Here is a 17786-nt window from a genome sequence, read left to right as displayed (position 1 = left end):
GTTTTATTCAGCGCAATGATTATTGCCGCCCAGGCGGGTTTTGCATTTAACGCCCGGGCAGCTGCAGAGAAACCCGATACAGTGAATATCGGTTTTCAAAAAGCCAATATCTTCGCGCTGCTGAAGTATCGCGGCACGCTGGATCAGGAATTTAAGAAGCAGGGGATTGCGGTGCACTGGATTGAATTCCCAGCCGGGCCGCAGATGCTGGAGGGCTTAAACATCGGCAGTATCGATCTGGCTGCCACCGGCGATGCGCCACCGACATTTGCCCAGGCCGCACAGGCCGATCTGGTTTATCTGGGACACTCGCCAGCTAACCCTAAAACCGAAGCGATTGTGGTGCCTGCAGACTCCCCGATTAAAAGCGTGGCGGATCTTAAAGGCAAGCGGGTGGCGCTGAATAAAGGCTCTGACGTTAACTATTTGTTGGTCACGGCGCTGGAGAAGGCAGGGCTGAGCTACAAGGACATTACACCCGTCTATCTGCCGCCTGCCGATGCGCGCGCGGCCTTCCAGCGTGGCGCGGTGGATGCCTGGGTCATCTGGGATCCTTACTACGCCGAAGTGGAAACCACCGCTAAAGCCCGGCTGATTAAAAATGCCGAGGGACTGGTGCCGCACTACACCTTCTATCTTGCCAGTCGCAAGTTCGCAGATACTTATCCTCAAATCGCCGCTCAGGTGGTGGATGAGCTGGACACGCTGAGCTCGTGGGCCAATCAGCATCATGAAGAGGCGGCTAAAATCATGTCCTCCTCAACCGGTCTGCCCCAGCCGATCTGGCAGCAGGCGCTGGCAAGGATGCCGTTTGGTGCAGAGCGGATGACGCCTGAAGTCTTTACGCAGCAGCAGGCACTGGCGGATACCTTTACCCGGATTGGTCTGTTGCCGGTGAAGGTGGATATCCGCAGCGCGACCTGGTCGCTGGATAAGAAGTAAGTAAGGGCCGGGCGTAGTTTGGGTTGAGCGAATTGAAGTCGGTGATTATGTCTGCTTGCCCTTTATATGCCGGCGGCGGATTCTGCGGAAATTACGAGAAAGGATTAACCGGTTAGGGTCTGACGGCAAATCCGGTGTACCTCTACATGGATTTAATGTTTTTTTGATGTGCTTTAAGATTGTCTAATGGGAATGAAATGCAATCAAAATCAGATGCACTGAGCTCTGCTCAGAGTCCGTGAAAGAGTTGCTGGCCAACAGTGCCAGTCAATCAGAAACGGACGCAGCAAGAGCGGTTTCCCTTTAACTGATGCCTACAAAAGAATAAAGTTATCTCAACATTTTCTCATTGATGAACCTGAAGGGAAGCTCCATGATCAATCTGATAATTAAGTCCAATGATGATGACTGGATGGTTCCAGTGGGCGAACTTGCCCATAGCTCGATGCCCCTGAGCCGCTATCTGGAATACACAAGTGAATCGCTCTCGGTCGTCTTCAGAGAGGTAAATGAAAAGGTCCTCGCAAACCTGAAACTCATTCCCTGCGTGCTGATGACCGAGTTCGATAATGAGCAACACCAGGACGGGCGTTCACACCTGTATTCCAATGTCCGGGTGGCCATGATTGAAAGCATTAGAGTCAGCGGGAAAAATTTAGAATATGCAGCGCGCATACACTATGATTTCGGGAGAGTGATCGTTGATAACTACAAAGCGCTGGCCGACCGCTTCTTCTATCATCAGTTTGAAGCACAACGAACCCACTGGGCTATCAAAGATGTTAGCCTTCCTGAGGTCATGCACGCTTTCGGGTTAACAATCCCGGTTCCCCGCCCGCAAGGACCAGTTCTGGTCCCGCCACTGCCTCCTCCAGCCCCGTCGCTTCCAGGAGTGACAGAGCGTGAAGAGAGCGTGACGTCAGTTGAGAAGTTTCTGCAGAAAATTGACGAATTTCAGGCACAGGATGGTCATGAGGTGTTTTACCGGGGGCACAGTAATTTTAAATATAAGCTTGAACCATCCCTGTTCCGCGAAGAAGATGCCGTGCCGTTGTACAGGTTTAAAGAAAGGCACATGATTAACGAGATTCTGACTGCTCATCCGTCCGAGTTTTATCAGGACCATTTCATGCTCGATAAGCTGGTCCGCATGCAGCACTACGGCCTGCCTACGCGGCTGCTGGACGTCACGGCCAATCCGCTTGTCGCCCTCTATTTCTGCTGCGCAGACATGCTCGATAAAAACGAGGAAGATGAGAAGGTCGGGGATGTGAAAATTTTTTCCGTCCGGACGGATGACATCAAATTTTATAATTCTGACACCGTCAGCAGCATCGCTAACCTGTCCCTGCTTAATATGGAAGATAAAAATAAGGTCATACCTGAAACGGACGTCCCCCTAAATGAGCGAGGAGAAGAATCGCCAGAGATGAAAAGGCTCATTCATTTTATCCGGGCGGAAAAACCGTACTTTGAAAACGCCATTCGACCGGGTGATTTGAGCCGCATCCTGTTTGTCCGCGGCAGGATTGCCAACCAGCGGATCTCCTCTCAGTCCGGCGCGTTTCTGCTGTTCGGGCATGAGGCCGTGCTGCCGGATACCGGGCACAGCGGCCTAACAGTTAAGCGCATATACGTCAGCAATAAGAAGGCGATCCTGCAGGAGCTCAGCCGGCTCAACATCAAGCCCAGCACCATTTACCCCGGCATTGAAGAGACGGCGAGAGAAATTGCCCGCCGGACGAAAGGCGAAGAGATCCTGAACCGGGTGAAATAAAAAAAGCCGCAAGTGCGGCTTTTGGTGCAGAGTGGGCGGGGTTCCGCTCCGGTGGGGCGATGGCTTTGAGACCCTGTTTGGCCTTATGTAAGTATAATTATATAAGGTTTGCGGAAAGTAACAGTCTTTGGCACGAGAGAGATATGAGGCAATCAGAGTTTGTAAGGATTATTGATAAATGAAGTTATAATTGCACTCTGACTGCTTTAAGTGACTGAGTCAGAGTGCTAAGCTTGATGGTAATCAGGCATAACTATAGACTGTTTAGGTTTTAGTTTAAAGTTAGCTTAAAAATCAAAATAAAATAAGATTTAAGTACAATATCTATACATTTAAGTTATAGAATTAATATTTTAAGAAAGAATGTACTAGTCTGTATAATGATAGCTTACTCTGATCTTGAGATTGATTTTAAAGAATTGTAATGGCTTTAGTGATTAATTAAGTCATTAGCAAGTTAAAAAATAGGAATGTAGATGGCTCTTACAAAAAGACCTGAAAATATAGTTCAGGATTCGAACAATGAACTTTTATCAATCCATTCATCATGGAACCGGGTTAAACTTGGTGATGTATCATCCATTACAAATGGATATGCATTTAAGTCAAGCTTATTTTCAACTAAATATCAGTCGGGCATCCCATTAATTAGAATTAGAGACATAACAAATAATGAAAACACAACCTATTACGTTGGGGAATATGATGAAAAATATTTAATTTTCAGTGGTGACATTTTAATAGGCATGGATGGTGATTTTAAAGTAGCTATATGGGGTGGCCCTACATCATTACTAAACCAGAGAGTATGTAAAATTTCAGTTGATGAGGAAAAATATAATAAAAAATTTTTCTTCTATGTGCTTCAACCATATTTAGATGCTATTAATGCTGAAACTTCTTCGGTGACAGTAAAACATCTTTCATCTAAATCTTTAGCTCAAATTCCACTTCCTCAGCCACCGCTTGAAATTCAAAAAATAATCTCAGATAAAATAGATGAGCTGTATGAAAAAATTGATAGGGGTACTGGCAAGTCTGAATTAGCCCTAACTAAGCTAGAAGAATACAAGAAATTAATATTGAACAGTTACACCCTCGGTATTTATAAATGTGAACTACCTAACAACGAACGAAATGGTGCTCTGCCAGAGGGTTGGAAATGGACAAAGTTAAGTTCGATTGGTGAAGTAAGTGGTGGCTTAACAAAAAGCAAAAAGAGAGAGAGTTACAAATTAAGCATTCCTTATCTCAGGGTTGCTAATGTTTATTCAAATGAGCTCAGGTTGGATGATGTTCATAGTATTGGAGTGTCTGATTCCGAACTAACTAGAGTATTACTCCAAAAAAATGATTTACTTATTGTGGAGGGTAATGGCAGTGCAGACCAAATTGGACGCATGGCATTATGGGATGATTCTATAAGACCATGCGCACACCAAAATCATATTATTAAAGTACGCATTAAAAAATCGCAATTATCGATGTTTCTTATTTATTGGTTTATGTCTACAAAAGGTAGAGAACAGATCGAAAGAGATTCTAGCTCAACCTCCGGACTGTATACTTTGAGCATAAGCAAAGTATCAAAATTCCTTGTTCCACTACCACCAATTGATGAAGCGGAAAAAATATCCGAATTAATAAAGGAAAAGCTTTTTCGGATAGAAAAAATCAAAGAAAAAATAATTGAAAAAAAATTTTTATCATCAAAGTTAAAGTGTGAAATTTTAAAAAAGGCGGTGACTGGCAAGTTAATATCTGGCACGGCCATTTACGAAATAAAAAATAATAAAAATAAAGAATTGAGCCATGACGCAGAATTTGAAAAGAAGGTGAAGGAGATAGAAATTACCCAAAACAGGGTTGAGATTAAGGGTATGAAAAACTTGAGTTTATTTGATCTATTAAACGAGCGGGGGAAATTGACAACAGTTGAAGAGCTATTTTCAATTTCAAAATATCAAGAAACATTAAGTATTTTATCGATTGAAGAGTTTTATGAAGAATTGAAGCTCTTAGTCGATAGCGGCAAAATTGAATATTTGCGAGATGAAAATGGAGACTTTTTGATTTCTAAGGATAAAATATGAAACTTGATAAATTGTGGATTAGTGAATTTAAAAACCTGAAGGATGTGTTGGTCGATTTTGAGCAAGACGAATTGGTCACAGTTATTATTGGGTGGAATGGCTCTGGAAAGTCAAATATAATTGAAGCACTTGTAATAATTTTCAGCTCGCTTGATTTACGAAAAGAACCAACCTTTTCCTATCGAATTGAATATTCTTGCAGAAATTATGTCATTAAAATTGATGCAAAAGAAACAAGCATAAAAAAAGAACAATATAAGATTGAAGTCTTTGAAAAAGGCAACCTTAAGAACAATATCCTTAAAAACTCAAATTCATTCTTCAAAGAAACAAGTAGAAAATACCTGCCATCGAATGTTTTCGGATATTATTCTGGCCCTAGCGATAGATTGGCAATGCATTTCTATGAGCACCAGCGTAAATTTCGTGACCAATTGCTATATCCAAATAAATATGGATTAGATGAAAAAACTTTGCCTTTACGCCCTCTATTTTATGCTCAAAAAGTACATAGCAATTTTGTACTTCTTGCATTTTTCTTGGGTGACGATAATAAAGTAAATGAATTTTTAAAAGAAAAACTTTTTATTGAAGAAATTGAATCTGTTCTTTTTGTACTTAATAAGCCAGATTGGACGAGTAAAGAAGGTGACCCGCGTTTTTGGAACGCTACTGGTGTAGTTAGACCATTCTTGGATAGACTTTATAACGCATCATTAGCTCCGATGTATAAAACAATTCCAATCCCACATCCAATGAAGCGCAAGCCGGATAATATGGAGGCATTATTCCTTTATTTAAAAGATTTAAATGCTTTAAAAGATGTTGGAAACTGCACTACTGAAAAGGACTTTTTTAAATTACTTGAAAGTATATATTTTTCAAATTTAGTTCATGAAGTAAGGATTAAGGTAAAGGTAAAAAATAAAAACGGAACGAACGAAACGCTTACTTTTAGAGAGTTAAGTGAAGGTGAGCAACAGTTATTGACAGTGCTGGGCCTTCTCCGTTTTACTCGTGATGATGAATCTTTATTTTTACTCGATGAGCCTGATACACATTTAAATCCAGCTTGGAGCATGGAATACATTAGATATTTAAAAGAAATTGCAGGATTTAAACTTGATGATGGCCTAAACACTAATGGCGCTGTAGAAAATAGCCATATTGTCTTAGCTACACATGACCCAATAGTGATTTCTACTTTAAAAAAATCTCAAATTCAAATTATGAAAAGAGATGAAGAGAGTTTGAAGGTTTATTCTTCAACCCCTCTATATGAACCCAAAGGAATGGGGTTTTCGGGGATTTTAATGAGTGATATGTTTGGTCTAAGATCTGATGTTGATGTTGAAACTTTGGAAAAACTTGATGAACATGCAGTATTGTTAGCCTCTGAAAATAGAACTCAGAAACAAGAAGAGCGATTTGAATCCCTCCAATCACAACTGTCTGAGCTAGGTTTTCTTGAATCCTACTCAGACCCATACTTTTCTGCCTTCGTCAAAGCATGGTCACGTAAACATGGTGATAAGTTAAATACCAATACATTCCTAACAGACAGTGACCGTGAAGAATTAGCTAGAATGACCGATGATATACTATCACAACTTGACGAAGAAGATGGTAAAAAATAATGCGCTATATCGAACTTGATGAATTAGAACTTAATCTGCCTGACGACTGGGAGAAGACTGTTGACAATGCATGGGTTTATGTAAACAAAAAAATAAATGAGGCAGAACAAAAAACCCTTCAAAAGTCAGTTAGAGAAGCTTGGGATATTAATAGATTAAATGCCGAGTTGGAGACTGCAAAGACTAATGCTCGTAAAAGGGCAATCTCTGCTAAGAGTGATGTGTGGTCTCAGTTAGGCGAACAAATGTCAAAAATATCGAACGGAAAATGTTGGTATTGCGAGACAAATGAACTGAGGTCAGATAAACCAATTGATCATTTTAGACCTAAAAATTCAGTAGCGGAGTGCCCAGATCACCCTGGTTATTGGTGGTTAGCATTTGAGTGGAGAAACTACAGGTTTTGTTGTACTTATTGTAACTCTAGAAGGGTAGACGTTAAAACTGCTGGAGGGAAACAAGATCACTTCCCTATAATCACTCCTCCACATTGGAACACATGTAAAACGGATGTAAACAGAGAACGTCCTAAACTTCTCGATCCTACTAATCAGAATGATTACAGTTTGCTCACCTTTGACAAAAATGGTCAGGCATGTCCTAATAGTAATGATGAAAATTCAGAAGATTATTTGAGAGCCAAAGAATCTATAGAAAAGTATCATTTAAATCATAAGCCTACTAAAATGGCACGCCAAGCTATAAGGCAACGAATCGACCAGTTAGTTGCGAGCACAAATGAATCATTTAAAAATGGCCACCAAGTCAGCTCTGAGCAAATTACGACCAATATAAAAGAAATAATAAAGTTGATACGTTTCACATGGCCAGATTCTAAATTTATTACTGCAGCGAAATTGTACTTGAGGCAGCATTACCATGAACCGTGGGTAAAAACAATACTTGATAGAGAATAAAATGACTAATATCAGTACAACAGACATTGTCAATCGCGTTTGGAACTATGCGCATGTCTTAAGAGATGAGGGGATAGGCTATGGTGACTATGTAGAACAGCTAACTTTCCTTATATTTCTTAAAATGGCTTCAGCTATCAATGAATCTACGCCTGGCTTAAATGTTGAGGTCGTAGACGTCTGGGGTTGTCTATTAGACTGTGATAAAAACAGTATTATTAATTACTACTCAGAATCTCTAAAAAAATTAAGTGGTGAAAAAGGAAGTATAGGGGTTATTTTTAAAAATGCTGAAAACAAAATCAGAGATGAAGCCAACCTTAGGAAGTTAATTAACCTCATTGATAAGGAATCTTGGTCTTCTCTAAGCTTCGATATTAAAGGTGCTATTTATGAAGGTTTATTGCAGCGGTCTGCTGAAAGCGAAAAAAAAGGAGCTGGACAATACTTCACTCCTAGACCAATAATTGAAGCCATTGTTGATGTAATTAAACCTAAACCTAATGAGTCAATTTCTGATCCAGCATGTGGGACGGGTGGTTTTTTAATTGTTGCACATGACTTTCTGTTGAATGATATTGACAGGAAGTCGGGGTTAAGAAAACCAAAAATTCTTAGCGATAAAGAAACAAATTTTATAAACAATCATACCTTCACTGGCAATGATATTTCTCATTCAGTTACACGATTGTGTGCGATGAATTTATATTTGAATGGTATAAACCTAAATAGCTTTCCAATTTCTAACACTGATGCATTATTGAATAGACCTAAGAGTAAAGTTGATATAGTTCTTGCCAATCCACCTTTTGGTAAAAAAAGCAGTTTGACTTTTACCAACATTATGGAGAATAAATCTCAAAAGGATAAATCATTCTATAATCGTGATGACTTCTGGACAACAACTTCAAACAAACAGTTGAATTTTATCCAACATATTGCAAACATGCTGAAAGTGGAAGGTAGAGCTGCAGTTATTGTTCCAGATAATGTGCTATTTGAAGGCGGACCTGGTGAGATAATCAGAAAGAAATTATTAGATAAGTTCAATTTACACACAATATTACGCTTGCCAAGTGGCATATTTTATGCTCAAGGCGTTACCGCAAATGTCATTTTCTTTGACGCATGTAAGCCCGGATTAAAGCCTGGAACCAAGTCTGTTTGGATATATGATCTAAGGACAAATATTCATAAAACACTAAGAAAAAATAAATTAACATGGAATGATTTTGAAGAGTTCATCACTTTGTATAAACCATCTGATTACAGATCAAGAATTGCAAACTGGAGTGCATCCCAATCTGATGATGGGTCGATGGGGCCAAGTGGCAGGTGGCGAGAGTTCACTTATGATGAAATTATGTCTAGGGAAAGAACAAATTTAGATATTTTTTGGATTAATAATGATCTTTCAGATTCTTCACTTACTTTAAGTGCTGAACAAATATCATCTGAAATTATAGAGCTATTAACGTCCGCTCTTGGTGACTTTAAAGATGTTGAAGATTTACTGTCTGATGACTGATTATTTCTTTCATTATATTTTCTGACTTGAAAGACATCGCACCATGGAAGGTGATTTAAATGTGTCACTAAGGACATATACATCGAACAATATTATTTAACATAATAAGTATTATGCGCATAACTAATTTTCTGAATCACATCAGGTTTTCCAGTTTGATTTCTAACTATCGCAGCACTCGATATTGAGCAATCCTCACCGGTGTTCTACCTTCAGAGAGCGTCTTTAACGCCTCACCTGTCACATCCATTAAACCAACCGGAGGCACGATGACCGACAGTCATAACCCCGCACCCTACAGCGGCACCCTGTTTTTTGATGTCAATGAGACCCTGCTGGATACCACTGAGCTGAACCGGGTTGTCGCGCAGCGACTCGGTGACCGACCGGAGCGTGCTGAAGCCTGGTTTACCTCGCTATTACATCATTCACTCGTGGAGTCGGTGACCGGCAGCTGGCATAACTTTGGTGATATCGCCGAAGCAGTGCTGCAGATGACCGCCACACGCTATGGTATTACTCTGCCTGCAGACGCAACACCGCTGGCTGACATTATCGCAGCCATGCCAGCCCATCCTGATGTCGCCGCAGGACTGAGTGCTCTGCAGCAACAGGGATTTACACTGGTCGCGCTGACCAACTCTTCTGCGGCACTGGCCGAAAAGCAGCTCAGTTCTGCCGGACTGGCTCGGCTGTTCACGCGCATTCTCAGCGTGGAACAGGTTCAGGTTTATAAGCCCGATCTGAAAGTGTATCAGTGGGCAATGCAGGAAATGGATCAGCCTGCATCACAGTGCATGATGGTGGCCGCTCATGGCTGGGATGTGGGTGGAGCAAAACGCGCAGGAATGAAAACCGCATTTGTTACCCGCAAAGGACAGGCACTTTACCCGCTGGCACCTGCACCGGATTTGATTGTCAGCGATATAGGTACGCTGGCTGCAAAACTTAAACCGCTCTGCTAAATGCAGTGCTCAGCGACCTCACATGACACCTGAATACTTAGTCTGTGTGGGTCTCAAACGCTGACCTGACCGCTTCCACAATCTGTTGTGCAGTAGTTGTATCATCCAGCAGCGGGAACGTTTTTTTGAGCTTGCCAGAAATCTGCCAGCCATTTTCTTTCAGCGAACGGATAATACGACTGGCGTCCTGATCAGGCATCTCAACGACCTCCTTCAACTGCTGTTGAGCGCGCTGAAATATCACCAATACGCGCGCTTCATCAGCCATTTCAGTCCGGACCGTGTGCTCGATGACTCTGCAGGTATAAAGCACATGCTCGGTTAAGTCGGGATAACGCCAGGCGAAACGGGCATCCTCATACTCGGTGAAAGTGAAATTACTCCGCGTGCCATCTTCATAGGTTTTCAACTCGCCAAACCGATAGCAGCCTGCATAGCGCCGCATTAGCCGTTTAGAAAATACGTCCAGCGTGCGATCGTAACCGACCCGAAAATCCATCGAACTGGTAATGGTGGCTGAAACAGGCAGGATCACGCCATCCGGTATCGCTCCATCACGAATCAGTGTGTCATTGATTAAAAAACGGTGGATGCGGCCATTGCCGTCGCGCATCGGATGGATATAGACAAAGCCAAACGCGATAACCCCCGCACGAGCCAGTGGTGCGGCCCCCCGCGTAGCCTGTTCAAAGACTTTAAGCCCATTCATAAAGCGCGGAACGTCATCATAGTGTGGTGCAATATAGTGGACGATATCTTCACGCATGGTCGACTGTCCGACAAACACGGGCGAACGTCGCAGCCCCAATCCCAGCGCATCCTGGCCAAGAATGCCCTGCTGTATGGTATGCAGGCTGGCATCGCTGAGCGGATCCTCAAGCTGGCCGCAATACTGCGCGATAACGTGGGCAAATCGCTGGATACGATCGCCCTGGTCCGCCTCTTTCTCAATCAGGAAACTGGCACGTGACTCTTTAAATGTCAGCCAGCTGGCGGTGCGCATCAGAATATCCGCGCCAAAGGTGTTATCCAGATCATGCAAAGCATCGTTGAGATCGAACGTGAGCGCCTGCTCAATGGCTGCGGTTTTGCGTACCAGTGGGCAGAAATCAGCGGATCCTGGCAGATTATTATTGATGCGCCAGCGCCTGTTACGGTTCACGGTCGTTCGGGTCAGATACGCTTTGGATGAAATCGCCTCAACATAGCCTCCGTTGGTGACGTCCGGTACCTGTAAGGTATTACCAGTCAGCCATTCATAGAGAAAGCCGGCCCGTCGCGCATACTGTCCGAACGGTTCCTGCCGACACCACGCTTCCAAAGGTTGTGGTCCGATGGTCGTAAACAGGCGTGCGAAAAACTCCAGATGGATCTCTTCGTACTTGAGACCAAAGGCAAAGTGACCCGCAAAATCATCTTCCGGCTGATAGCCTGGTGGATAATGATTTTCTACCTGTCCCTGGCCCTCATGATGTGAGCGTACGGTTCCAATAGCTGACTTTACGCGTAAGGGCTGCGCCAGTTTGATAGCATAACGTTCGCACAGTGCGCTAAAGCCAACCAGCATGTCGAATCCTTTATCCGTCGCCCGAAAACGATAACAAAATGGATATTTATCATGAAAACGCTAAACAATCCATCATGACGGCATTAACTACCGCCCGGAAACGTTAATAAAACGGTGTTCATTGCGGAAATGGTAAAAGACGGAATGTTCAGGGCTTAACAACAATGCACAGTAGCCCGATTAAAATAATCACCACACCAGCTAAGCTACGCCAGCTAAATGCTTCGTGAAATACCGGTAAGCAAACCGCCACCAGCCAGACCAGCACGTAACTCAGGCTGAGCAGTGGATAGACCCGATTAAGCGGAAAATAGTGCAGCGCCCGAATCCAGCAGAGCATGGAAACAGCATAAGCTCCCAACCCGGCCAGCAGCAACAAGGCAGGCAGTATGGCAACTGTTGGCAGCGACGTCAGGCTACTGACATCAGGCAGGCGCGGCATCGCCCAGCGCATCATCAGCTGTGCCGCTGAGACCAGCAGCACGCTGCACGTAACCCATCCATATCCTTTCATAGCTGGCTCGCCATTAGCGCGACGCCCGTCACCACCAGCAGCGTGCCTGCAATCTGACGAAGCGTTAGCCGTTCGCGCCACAAAATGCGTCCGGCCAGCGCAACGAAGATGAAATTAAGGCTCAGCATGGGATACGCCTGGCTGACGGGCACCCGCTGCAGCACCAGCAGCCAGAGGAGCATCGCGATACCCAACAGCAGCACGCTTACGCCAATCCAGCTTAAGCGGATGCGGCCTGATACCGCGTGGGTCGCCTGTTTCTGACACAGCTGCGCGCTGCAGCTGAGCAGACTCACCAGCACAATCAGCAGCAGCATTTACTTCATCTGACCGTAATAAAGGCAGACAAGCCTGCCCTGGCGATAGACCGCATCCGGAACCGGCACATCCTCGCCGATATCACTGTGTGGGGAATCAACCAGTAACAGCAGGGACACGCTTCCCATGCGGCGATGATCGGCAAGCCAGCCGCCAAAATCCGCCTGAGAGACAAAGCGGGATTGCGCATCCGGGTAGCTCAGCCCATATTGCAGCTCACCTTTATTATCATAGAAGCCGATATCACTGCGTTGCAGGTGCCAGGCTGCGGCAGATGCCACGCCCGGATTGTCCGCCAGAATAAAATGACTGGATGCCAGACGCTCGCTGATCACAGAGACAAAGTGTTGCGGCTGTTTGGCATCACGGATTTTATCCGGGATAGCTGAGCCAATAAACAGAGCGACCCCCAGCGGGCAAAGCGCGGCCACCAGCCAGCGGCGTTGTGAAAATCGGCAGCTGTATGCGCCCGCCAGTCCCCAGATGAGAAACGCCAGCGCTCCCAGTCCCAGCTTCAGCATCTCATGAGTGGCAAACAGGGGGTGATGCGTTACGCTCCAGGGCGCGAGTACCAATAGCACGGTTGCCAGCGTGAGGATGCCGAAAATCAGGTTGATCCAGCCATTAACGGTTAATGCGCGCCCTGCCCGCTGCGCCGCGTTCAGCCCATAATGGGCCATAAGCAGCGACAGCGGCACAAAACAGGGCAGGATATAGGTCGGCAGCTTGCCTTTTGCCAGACTGAAAAACAACAGCGGCATCACCGTCCAGCTCAACAGATACAGTGCGCCGGGATTCTGCTGACGCTCGCGCCAGCCGGTTATCAATGCACCCGGTAACAGCGCCAGCCACGGCAGCGTTCCCAGCAGCAGAACCGGCAGGTAGTACCAGAAAGGGGCTTTGTGCTGTGCATTCTCTTCTGCAAAGCGCTGAATATGCTCAACCCAGAAGAAGTAGTGCCAGAAATCAGGGGCCTGATGATAGATCGCCAGCGCCCAGGGTGCACTGATTGCTGCGGCAGAGAGAATCGCCAGCGGCCCGAAGCAAAGCAGCTCAGGTATTCTCTTTCGCCAGATCACCCATGGCAGAATCGCCAGCACCGGTAGCGCCAGTGCCAGAAATCCTTTGGTCATGAATCCCATGCCGCAGGCGAGACCCAGCAGCAGATAGCCGCCCGCGCGCCCGGCGCGCCCGCTGGCCTCCGTCGCCAGCCAGAAGCTGCACATTGCAGCCGCCAGCCAGAGCATCAGCATCGGATCGAGCACGGCATAGGTGCCAACGCCATAAACCAGCAGTGAACTCAGGAAAATCAGAGAACCCACAGCAGCGGTGCGGACCGAACCAAACATCCGCCGGCCGAGCCAGAAGATCAACGCGGCGGTTATCGCTGTTGAGAATATTGATCCTGCCCGTACACCAAAATTGTTATGGCCGAACAGCCATTGGCCCAGTGAGTTTATCCAGTAACCCGCAATCGGTTTTTCAAAATAGCGAAGACCGAAGAAGTGTGGTGTCACCCAGTTACCGGTTGCCAGCATCTCCCGGCTGATCTCTGCGTAACGTGTCTCATCCGGTTGCCAGAGGTCGCGGAACATCGGCGGCAGAAGGTAATAGAGAATGAAAAAGCTAAAAAAAATGAGCCACTTCGTGTTCTTATGTATCCGCACTAGTTCGCCTCTTTAGTCAGTTTCTGGCAGCCCAGCCACCCTTCCCGTCCGGGAATTTCACCTCTGACGATCCTTCCCACGGGTAAGGTGGTCAGGTCGTCGGGCAATAGCTCGCTTAACGGACAGAACTGAATGCCATTACGGGTTGCTGCATTCAGCAATTTGTCGAAGTCTGGTAAGCCAATAATCCCCTCCACTTCGGCATGCACGGTATAGACAGCGCCATCATCAGAAGCGAGCATTTTCGCCAGAATGTAATCGTTATAGCCTTCTGCGCTGACCTCACGGCCAACCACTTCATCCCATGTGGGTAACGTCACCGGAATCTGTACAGTGCCGATCTGACCATCTGGCAGTATGGGCCTGAATGGCCCGCTGCCGCGGCAGTCACTGTTGTAGTGAAAGCCAAAATCCTGTTTGGCGGCAACGACCCGACCATCAGCACGCCAGCCTGCAACGGCCGAACAGCTGACAGGATGACCAAGGATCTCACTGAGCGTTTCGGTGCCGCGTGCTATCTGCTCAACCAGTTTATCCTGCGGCCAGACACCTGCCCAGGTCTGCCAGGCAAAGTGGTCCCAGGCATGCAGACCGACTTCATGCTGGCGTGTGGCATCCTGCATAATGTTCCGCAGGCCACGTCCCATCTGCTTTCCCGGCCAGGCCGTTCCGGCGAGCAGAATGTCCCAGCCATAAAGTGATGCGGCGCGGGAGCGCAGCATCTTCATGAGAAACGCCGGTTTCACCAGCCGCCAGAGATGGCGGCCCATGTTGTCCGGTCCCACGCTGAAGAAAAAGCTGGCCCGCACTGCGTGACGCTGGAAGAGCTCAAGCAGCGCCGGCACACCCTGCTTCGTGCCGCGCCAGGTATCTACGTCAATCCGCAGACCGATCTTCTTCATCACTTATCAGCCTGTTGCTCAACGGTACGCAGGAAGAAATCGAGCGTGTTGTCGATAGTGACATCCATCGTGACGGTTGGCGTCCAGCCAAGTAGGCGACGCGCATTGCGGATAGCCGGTTTGCGGTGCTCCACATCCTGATAGCCTTTACCGTAGTAACTGCTGCTTTCCACTTCGCGGAAACCGGCAAACGGCGGGAACTGGCTGCGCAGCGGGTGACGCTCGAAGCTGGCCAGCAACTGCTCCGCGAGTTCTTTGATACTGGCTTCATTGTCCGGATTACCGATGTTGATGATCTGACCATCACAATTCTGCTGCTTGTTTTCGATAATGCGGAACAATGCTTCCACACCATCCTGAATATCGGTAAAGCAGCGCTTTTGTTTGCCGCCGTCGATCAACTTAATCGGTGAACCTTCAACCAGATTGAGGATAAGTTGCGTGATCGCGCGAGAACTGCCGATGCGTGCTGCGTTGAGGTTATCCAGACGCGGTCCCATCCAGTTGAACGGACGGAACAGGGTAAAACGCAGCCCCTCTTTTTCGCCATAAGCCCAGATCACACGGTCCAGCAGCTGTTTAGATACCGAATAAATCCAGCGCTGTTTGTTGATCGGCCCGACCACCAGATTCGAGCTATCCTCATCGAAGCTGGCATCAGTACACATGCCGTAGACTTCAGAGGTGGATGGGAAAATAATGCGCTTCTGATACTTCACGCAGTCACGGATGATTTTCAGGTTCTCTTCGAAATCGAGCTCAAAGACGCGCAGCGGATTTCGGGTGTATTCAATCGGCGTAGCGATCGCCACCAGCGGCAGGATGACATCACATTTTTTGATGTGATACTCAATCCATTCGGAATGAATAGCGATATCCCCTTCAACGAAATGGAAGCGCGGATGTTCCAGGAAGCGGCTGATGGCGTCTGAGCTGATATCAAGACCATAGACTTCAAAATGCTCATCCTGCAATAAACGCTCGGTGAGATGATTACCAATAAAGCCGTTAACCCCGAGGATGAGCACGCGTGTACGACGTTGCAGCGCCGACTGCGGTTTTGAATAGAGCAGTGCGCCAGGCACCATGCCCAGGCTTTGCGCCAGCTGGCTGCCATTCATGTAAACGCCATGCTCGGACTGTCCGGTCAGAATTTCCAGTGCACCCTCACCACAGGCGATCAGGAATGGCTGCTTAGAAATCACCGTACCTGGCTTCGCCTGATGCGAGTGCGTATGAACCCGGCTCTTCCAGACGATAAATTTAACCGAACCGGCGAAGGCGAAGGCGCCTGGCCACGGATCGGTAACCGCTCTGACCAGATTGTGAATCTTCTCTGCGGGTTGATTCCAGTCGATGCGGCCATCTTCGGCCGTGCGACGGCCAACACAGGTCGCCTGACTCTCATCCTGTGGCGTCTCACTGACCTCACCCGTGCGCAGGCGAGGTAAGACGTCGTTAAGTAACTGCTCTGCAGCCTGGGTCAGTTTACGATGCAGCGTCAGCGCGTTGTCTGCATCCTCAATGGCCACCTTCTGCTGCGCCAGAATATTACCGGCATCCGCACGCTTCACCATGCGATGTAACGTAACGCCGGTTTCCGTCTCACCGTTGACCAGCGCCCAGTTGAGTGGCGCCCGACCGCGGTATTTTGGCAGCAGTGAACCGTGCAGGTTAAAAGCCCCCTTTTCAGCGCATTGCAGGATCTCATCGCTCAGCAGATGGCGATAGTAGAAGGAGAAGATCATTTCTGGCGCCATGGTGCGGATGCGGTCAAGCCAGATTGGGTGATTCGCCTCGTCCGGTGCATAGACCGGAATGCCGTGCTCTGCCGCCAGACGCGCGACTGAGCCGAAAAAGTGATTTTCGGTAGCCACATCGTTGTGCGTAAAAATGGCGGTGATCTCATAGCCTGCGCTAAGCAGTGCATTGATGCCGACACAGCCCAGATCGTGATAGGCGAAAACAACGGTCTTCATGATTGAGTATCCTGTACTGAAGGCTCTTCAGGAGCCTGAACAATGCGTTGAACGAAATAGCGCGGACGCGCCCGAACGTCGTTATAAATTCGCCCGATATACTCCCCGAGCAGTCCCATACCCACAAACTGGGCACCGATAAACATGAACAACACGGCGAACAGGACGAAAACACCATCTCCCGCCCATGCCGCACCAAAAAAGAGTCGCAATACGATAAGCACCAGCGAGAAAGCGAAGCCGGAGAGTGCAATCAGGCTGCCTACTACGCTGAGCAATCGCAACGGCGTGGTGGTCAGGCAGGTCACCAGGTCGTACATCAGGTTGATCAGGCGCATAAAGCTATATTTCGAATCGCCAAAGGCCCGCTCAGCGTGGAGCACCGGCAGTTCAATGGTGTTTCGGGCAAAGGTGTTGGCCAGAATCGGAATGAACGTACTGCGTTCGTGACAATTGAGCATCGCCTCGACGATATGGCGCCGATAGGCACGCAACATACAGCCGTAATCGCCCATCGCTTTGCCGGTGACCCGCTGAATCAGGTGGTTGAGCGTGCGCGAGGCCTTGCGACGGAACCAGGTATCCTGACGCTGCTGGCGGACTGTACCCACCACGTCATAACCCTGACGCGCAGCTTCAACCAGCCGCGGGATCTCTTCCGGAGGGTTCTGCAGATCGGCATCCAGTGTCACAATCAGATCGCCACGGACCTGGCTGAATCCGGCCATAATGGCGGAGTGCTGACCGTAGTTGCGATTGAGCAGTACCCCCGTTATGCGGCTGCCGGGAATGATGGCAGCCTGTTCAATCAGTTCGGCTGAGCGGTCACTGCTGCCGTCATCAACCAGCAGAATTTCATACTCAATTTCAATGGCGTCACATGCCGCGCTGGTCCGCTGCAGCAACTCCGGCAGGCTTTCCTGTTCGTTATAGACCGGGATGACCACGGAGAGCATATTGATCGGTTTGATATCGCGCAT

General features: G+C 47.3%; 14 protein-coding genes. 7 read left to right on the top strand and 7 right to left on the bottom strand.

Features of this window, described 5'->3' with window-relative positions; genetic code table 11:
• Positions 1-15 precede the first annotated feature (15 nt).
• The 7 genes from EE896_RS21600 (at position 16) to EE896_RS21570 (ending at position 9859) form a co-directional block, all read left to right on the top strand.
• Entirely contained in the window at positions 16-942 is a 927-nt protein-coding gene (locus EE896_RS21600; RefSeq protein WP_238343257.1) for a sulfonate ABC transporter substrate-binding protein, read from the top strand.
• 373 nt (positions 943-1315) lie between these two features.
• Complete coding sequence (locus EE896_RS21595; RefSeq protein ID WP_167518490.1) at positions 1316-2719, top strand: FRG domain-containing protein; 1404 nt, start codon at positions 1316-1318, stop codon at positions 2717-2719.
• Between the two features lie 476 nt (positions 2720-3195).
• Entirely contained in the window at positions 3196-4812 is a 1617-nt protein-coding gene (locus EE896_RS21590; protein WP_140915504.1) for a restriction endonuclease subunit S, read from the top strand.
• Complete coding sequence (locus tag EE896_RS21585) at positions 4809-6449, top strand: AAA family ATPase (protein WP_153574588.1); 1641 nt, start codon at positions 4809-4811, stop codon at positions 6447-6449. The genes EE896_RS21590 and EE896_RS21585 overlap by 4 nt, the downstream gene beginning before the upstream one ends.
• On the top strand, positions 6449-7366 hold the full coding sequence (locus EE896_RS21580) for an HNH endonuclease family protein (protein WP_140915412.1): 918 nt from the start codon (positions 6449-6451) through the stop codon (positions 7364-7366). The genes EE896_RS21585 and EE896_RS21580 overlap by 1 nt, the downstream gene beginning before the upstream one ends.
• Position 7367: 1 nt before the next feature.
• Complete coding sequence (locus tag EE896_RS21575; protein ID WP_153574587.1) at positions 7368-8894, top strand: class I SAM-dependent DNA methyltransferase; 1527 nt, start codon at positions 7368-7370, stop codon at positions 8892-8894.
• 269 nt (positions 8895-9163) lie between these two features.
• On the top strand, positions 9164-9859 hold the full coding sequence (locus tag EE896_RS21570) for a haloacid dehalogenase type II (protein WP_140915794.1): 696 nt from the start codon (positions 9164-9166) through the stop codon (positions 9857-9859).
• 37 nt (positions 9860-9896) lie between these two features.
• Here EE896_RS21570 and EE896_RS21565 read toward each other — a convergent pair whose 3' ends face one another.
• From EE896_RS21565 to arnC, 7 genes are all read right to left on the bottom strand, one after another.
• Positions 9897-11426 carry a Fic family protein gene (locus tag EE896_RS21565; protein WP_140915795.1) on the bottom strand — a complete coding sequence of 510 codons (1530 nt, stop codon included), beginning with the start codon at positions 11424-11426 and terminating at the stop codon, positions 9897-9899.
• Positions 11427-11574: 148 nt separating this feature from the next.
• Positions 11575-11940, bottom strand: a complete 366-nt coding sequence (gene arnF / locus EE896_RS21560) for a 4-amino-4-deoxy-L-arabinose-phosphoundecaprenol flippase subunit ArnF (protein WP_140915796.1) — start codon at positions 11938-11940, stop codon at positions 11575-11577.
• Positions 11937-12257, bottom strand: a complete 321-nt coding sequence (gene arnE / locus EE896_RS21555; protein ID WP_003850557.1) for a 4-amino-4-deoxy-L-arabinose-phosphoundecaprenol flippase subunit ArnE — start codon at positions 12255-12257, stop codon at positions 11937-11939. Before arnE ends, arnF begins: the two co-directional genes overlap by 4 nt.
• Entirely contained in the window at positions 12258-13925 is a 1668-nt protein-coding gene (gene arnT / locus EE896_RS21550) for a lipid IV(A) 4-amino-4-deoxy-L-arabinosyltransferase (RefSeq protein WP_140915797.1), read from the bottom strand.
• Positions 13925-14827, bottom strand: a complete 903-nt coding sequence (gene arnD, locus EE896_RS21545) for a 4-deoxy-4-formamido-L-arabinose-phosphoundecaprenol deformylase (protein WP_003850559.1) — start codon at positions 14825-14827, stop codon at positions 13925-13927. The genes arnT and arnD overlap by 1 nt, the downstream gene beginning before the upstream one ends.
• On the bottom strand, positions 14827-16806 hold the full coding sequence (gene arnA, locus EE896_RS21540; protein ID WP_140915798.1) for a bifunctional UDP-4-amino-4-deoxy-L-arabinose formyltransferase/UDP-glucuronic acid oxidase ArnA: 1980 nt from the start codon (positions 16804-16806) through the stop codon (positions 14827-14829). Before arnA ends, arnD begins: the two co-directional genes overlap by 1 nt.
• Positions 16803-17786, bottom strand: a complete 984-nt coding sequence (gene arnC, locus EE896_RS21535; RefSeq protein WP_003850561.1) for an undecaprenyl-phosphate 4-deoxy-4-formamido-L-arabinose transferase — start codon at positions 17784-17786, stop codon at positions 16803-16805. Before arnC ends, arnA begins: the two co-directional genes overlap by 4 nt.

This window comes from Pantoea eucalypti (genome assembly GCF_009646115.1).
In the GTDB taxonomy this organism is placed as follows: domain Bacteria; phylum Pseudomonadota; class Gammaproteobacteria; order Enterobacterales; family Enterobacteriaceae; genus Pantoea; species Pantoea eucalypti.
This window is presented reverse-complemented; position numbering and strand designations above follow the sequence as displayed.

What these genes read in the sequence shown, in the direction of transcription:
- arnE (WP_003850557.1), bottom strand. Translation starts at nt 12,257, where the DNA reads ATGCTGCTGCTGATTGTGCTGGTGAGTCTGCTCAGCTGCAGCGCGCAG.
- EE896_RS21590 (WP_140915504.1), top strand. Translation starts at nt 3,196, where the DNA reads ATGGCTCTTACAAAAAGACCTGAAAATATAGTTCAGGATTCGAACAAT.
- arnC (WP_003850561.1), bottom strand. Translation starts at nt 17,786, where the DNA reads ATGCGCGATATCAAACCGATCAATATGCTCTCCGTGGTCATCCCGGTC.
- EE896_RS21595 (WP_167518490.1), top strand. Translation starts at nt 1,316, where the DNA reads ATGATCAATCTGATAATTAAGTCCAATGATGATGACTGGATGGTTCCA.
- EE896_RS21600 (WP_238343257.1), top strand. Translation starts at nt 16, where the DNA reads ATGATTATTGCCGCCCAGGCGGGTTTTGCATTTAACGCCCGGGCAGCT.
- arnF (WP_140915796.1), bottom strand. Translation starts at nt 11,940, where the DNA reads ATGAAAGGATATGGATGGGTTACGTGCAGCGTGCTGCTGGTCTCAGCG.
- arnA (WP_140915798.1), bottom strand. Translation starts at nt 16,806, where the DNA reads ATGAAGACCGTTGTTTTCGCCTATCACGATCTGGGCTGTGTCGGCATC.
- EE896_RS21580 (WP_140915412.1), top strand. Translation starts at nt 6,449, where the DNA reads ATGCGCTATATCGAACTTGATGAATTAGAACTTAATCTGCCTGACGAC.
- EE896_RS21585 (WP_153574588.1), top strand. Translation starts at nt 4,809, where the DNA reads ATGAAACTTGATAAATTGTGGATTAGTGAATTTAAAAACCTGAAGGAT.
- EE896_RS21565 (WP_140915795.1), bottom strand. Translation starts at nt 11,426, where the DNA reads ATGCTGGTTGGCTTTAGCGCACTGTGCGAACGTTATGCTATCAAACTG.
- EE896_RS21570 (WP_140915794.1), top strand. Translation starts at nt 9,164, where the DNA reads ATGACCGACAGTCATAACCCCGCACCCTACAGCGGCACCCTGTTTTTT.
- EE896_RS21575 (WP_153574587.1), top strand. Translation starts at nt 7,368, where the DNA reads ATGACTAATATCAGTACAACAGACATTGTCAATCGCGTTTGGAACTAT.
- arnD (WP_003850559.1), bottom strand. Translation starts at nt 14,827, where the DNA reads ATGAAGAAGATCGGTCTGCGGATTGACGTAGATACCTGGCGCGGCACG.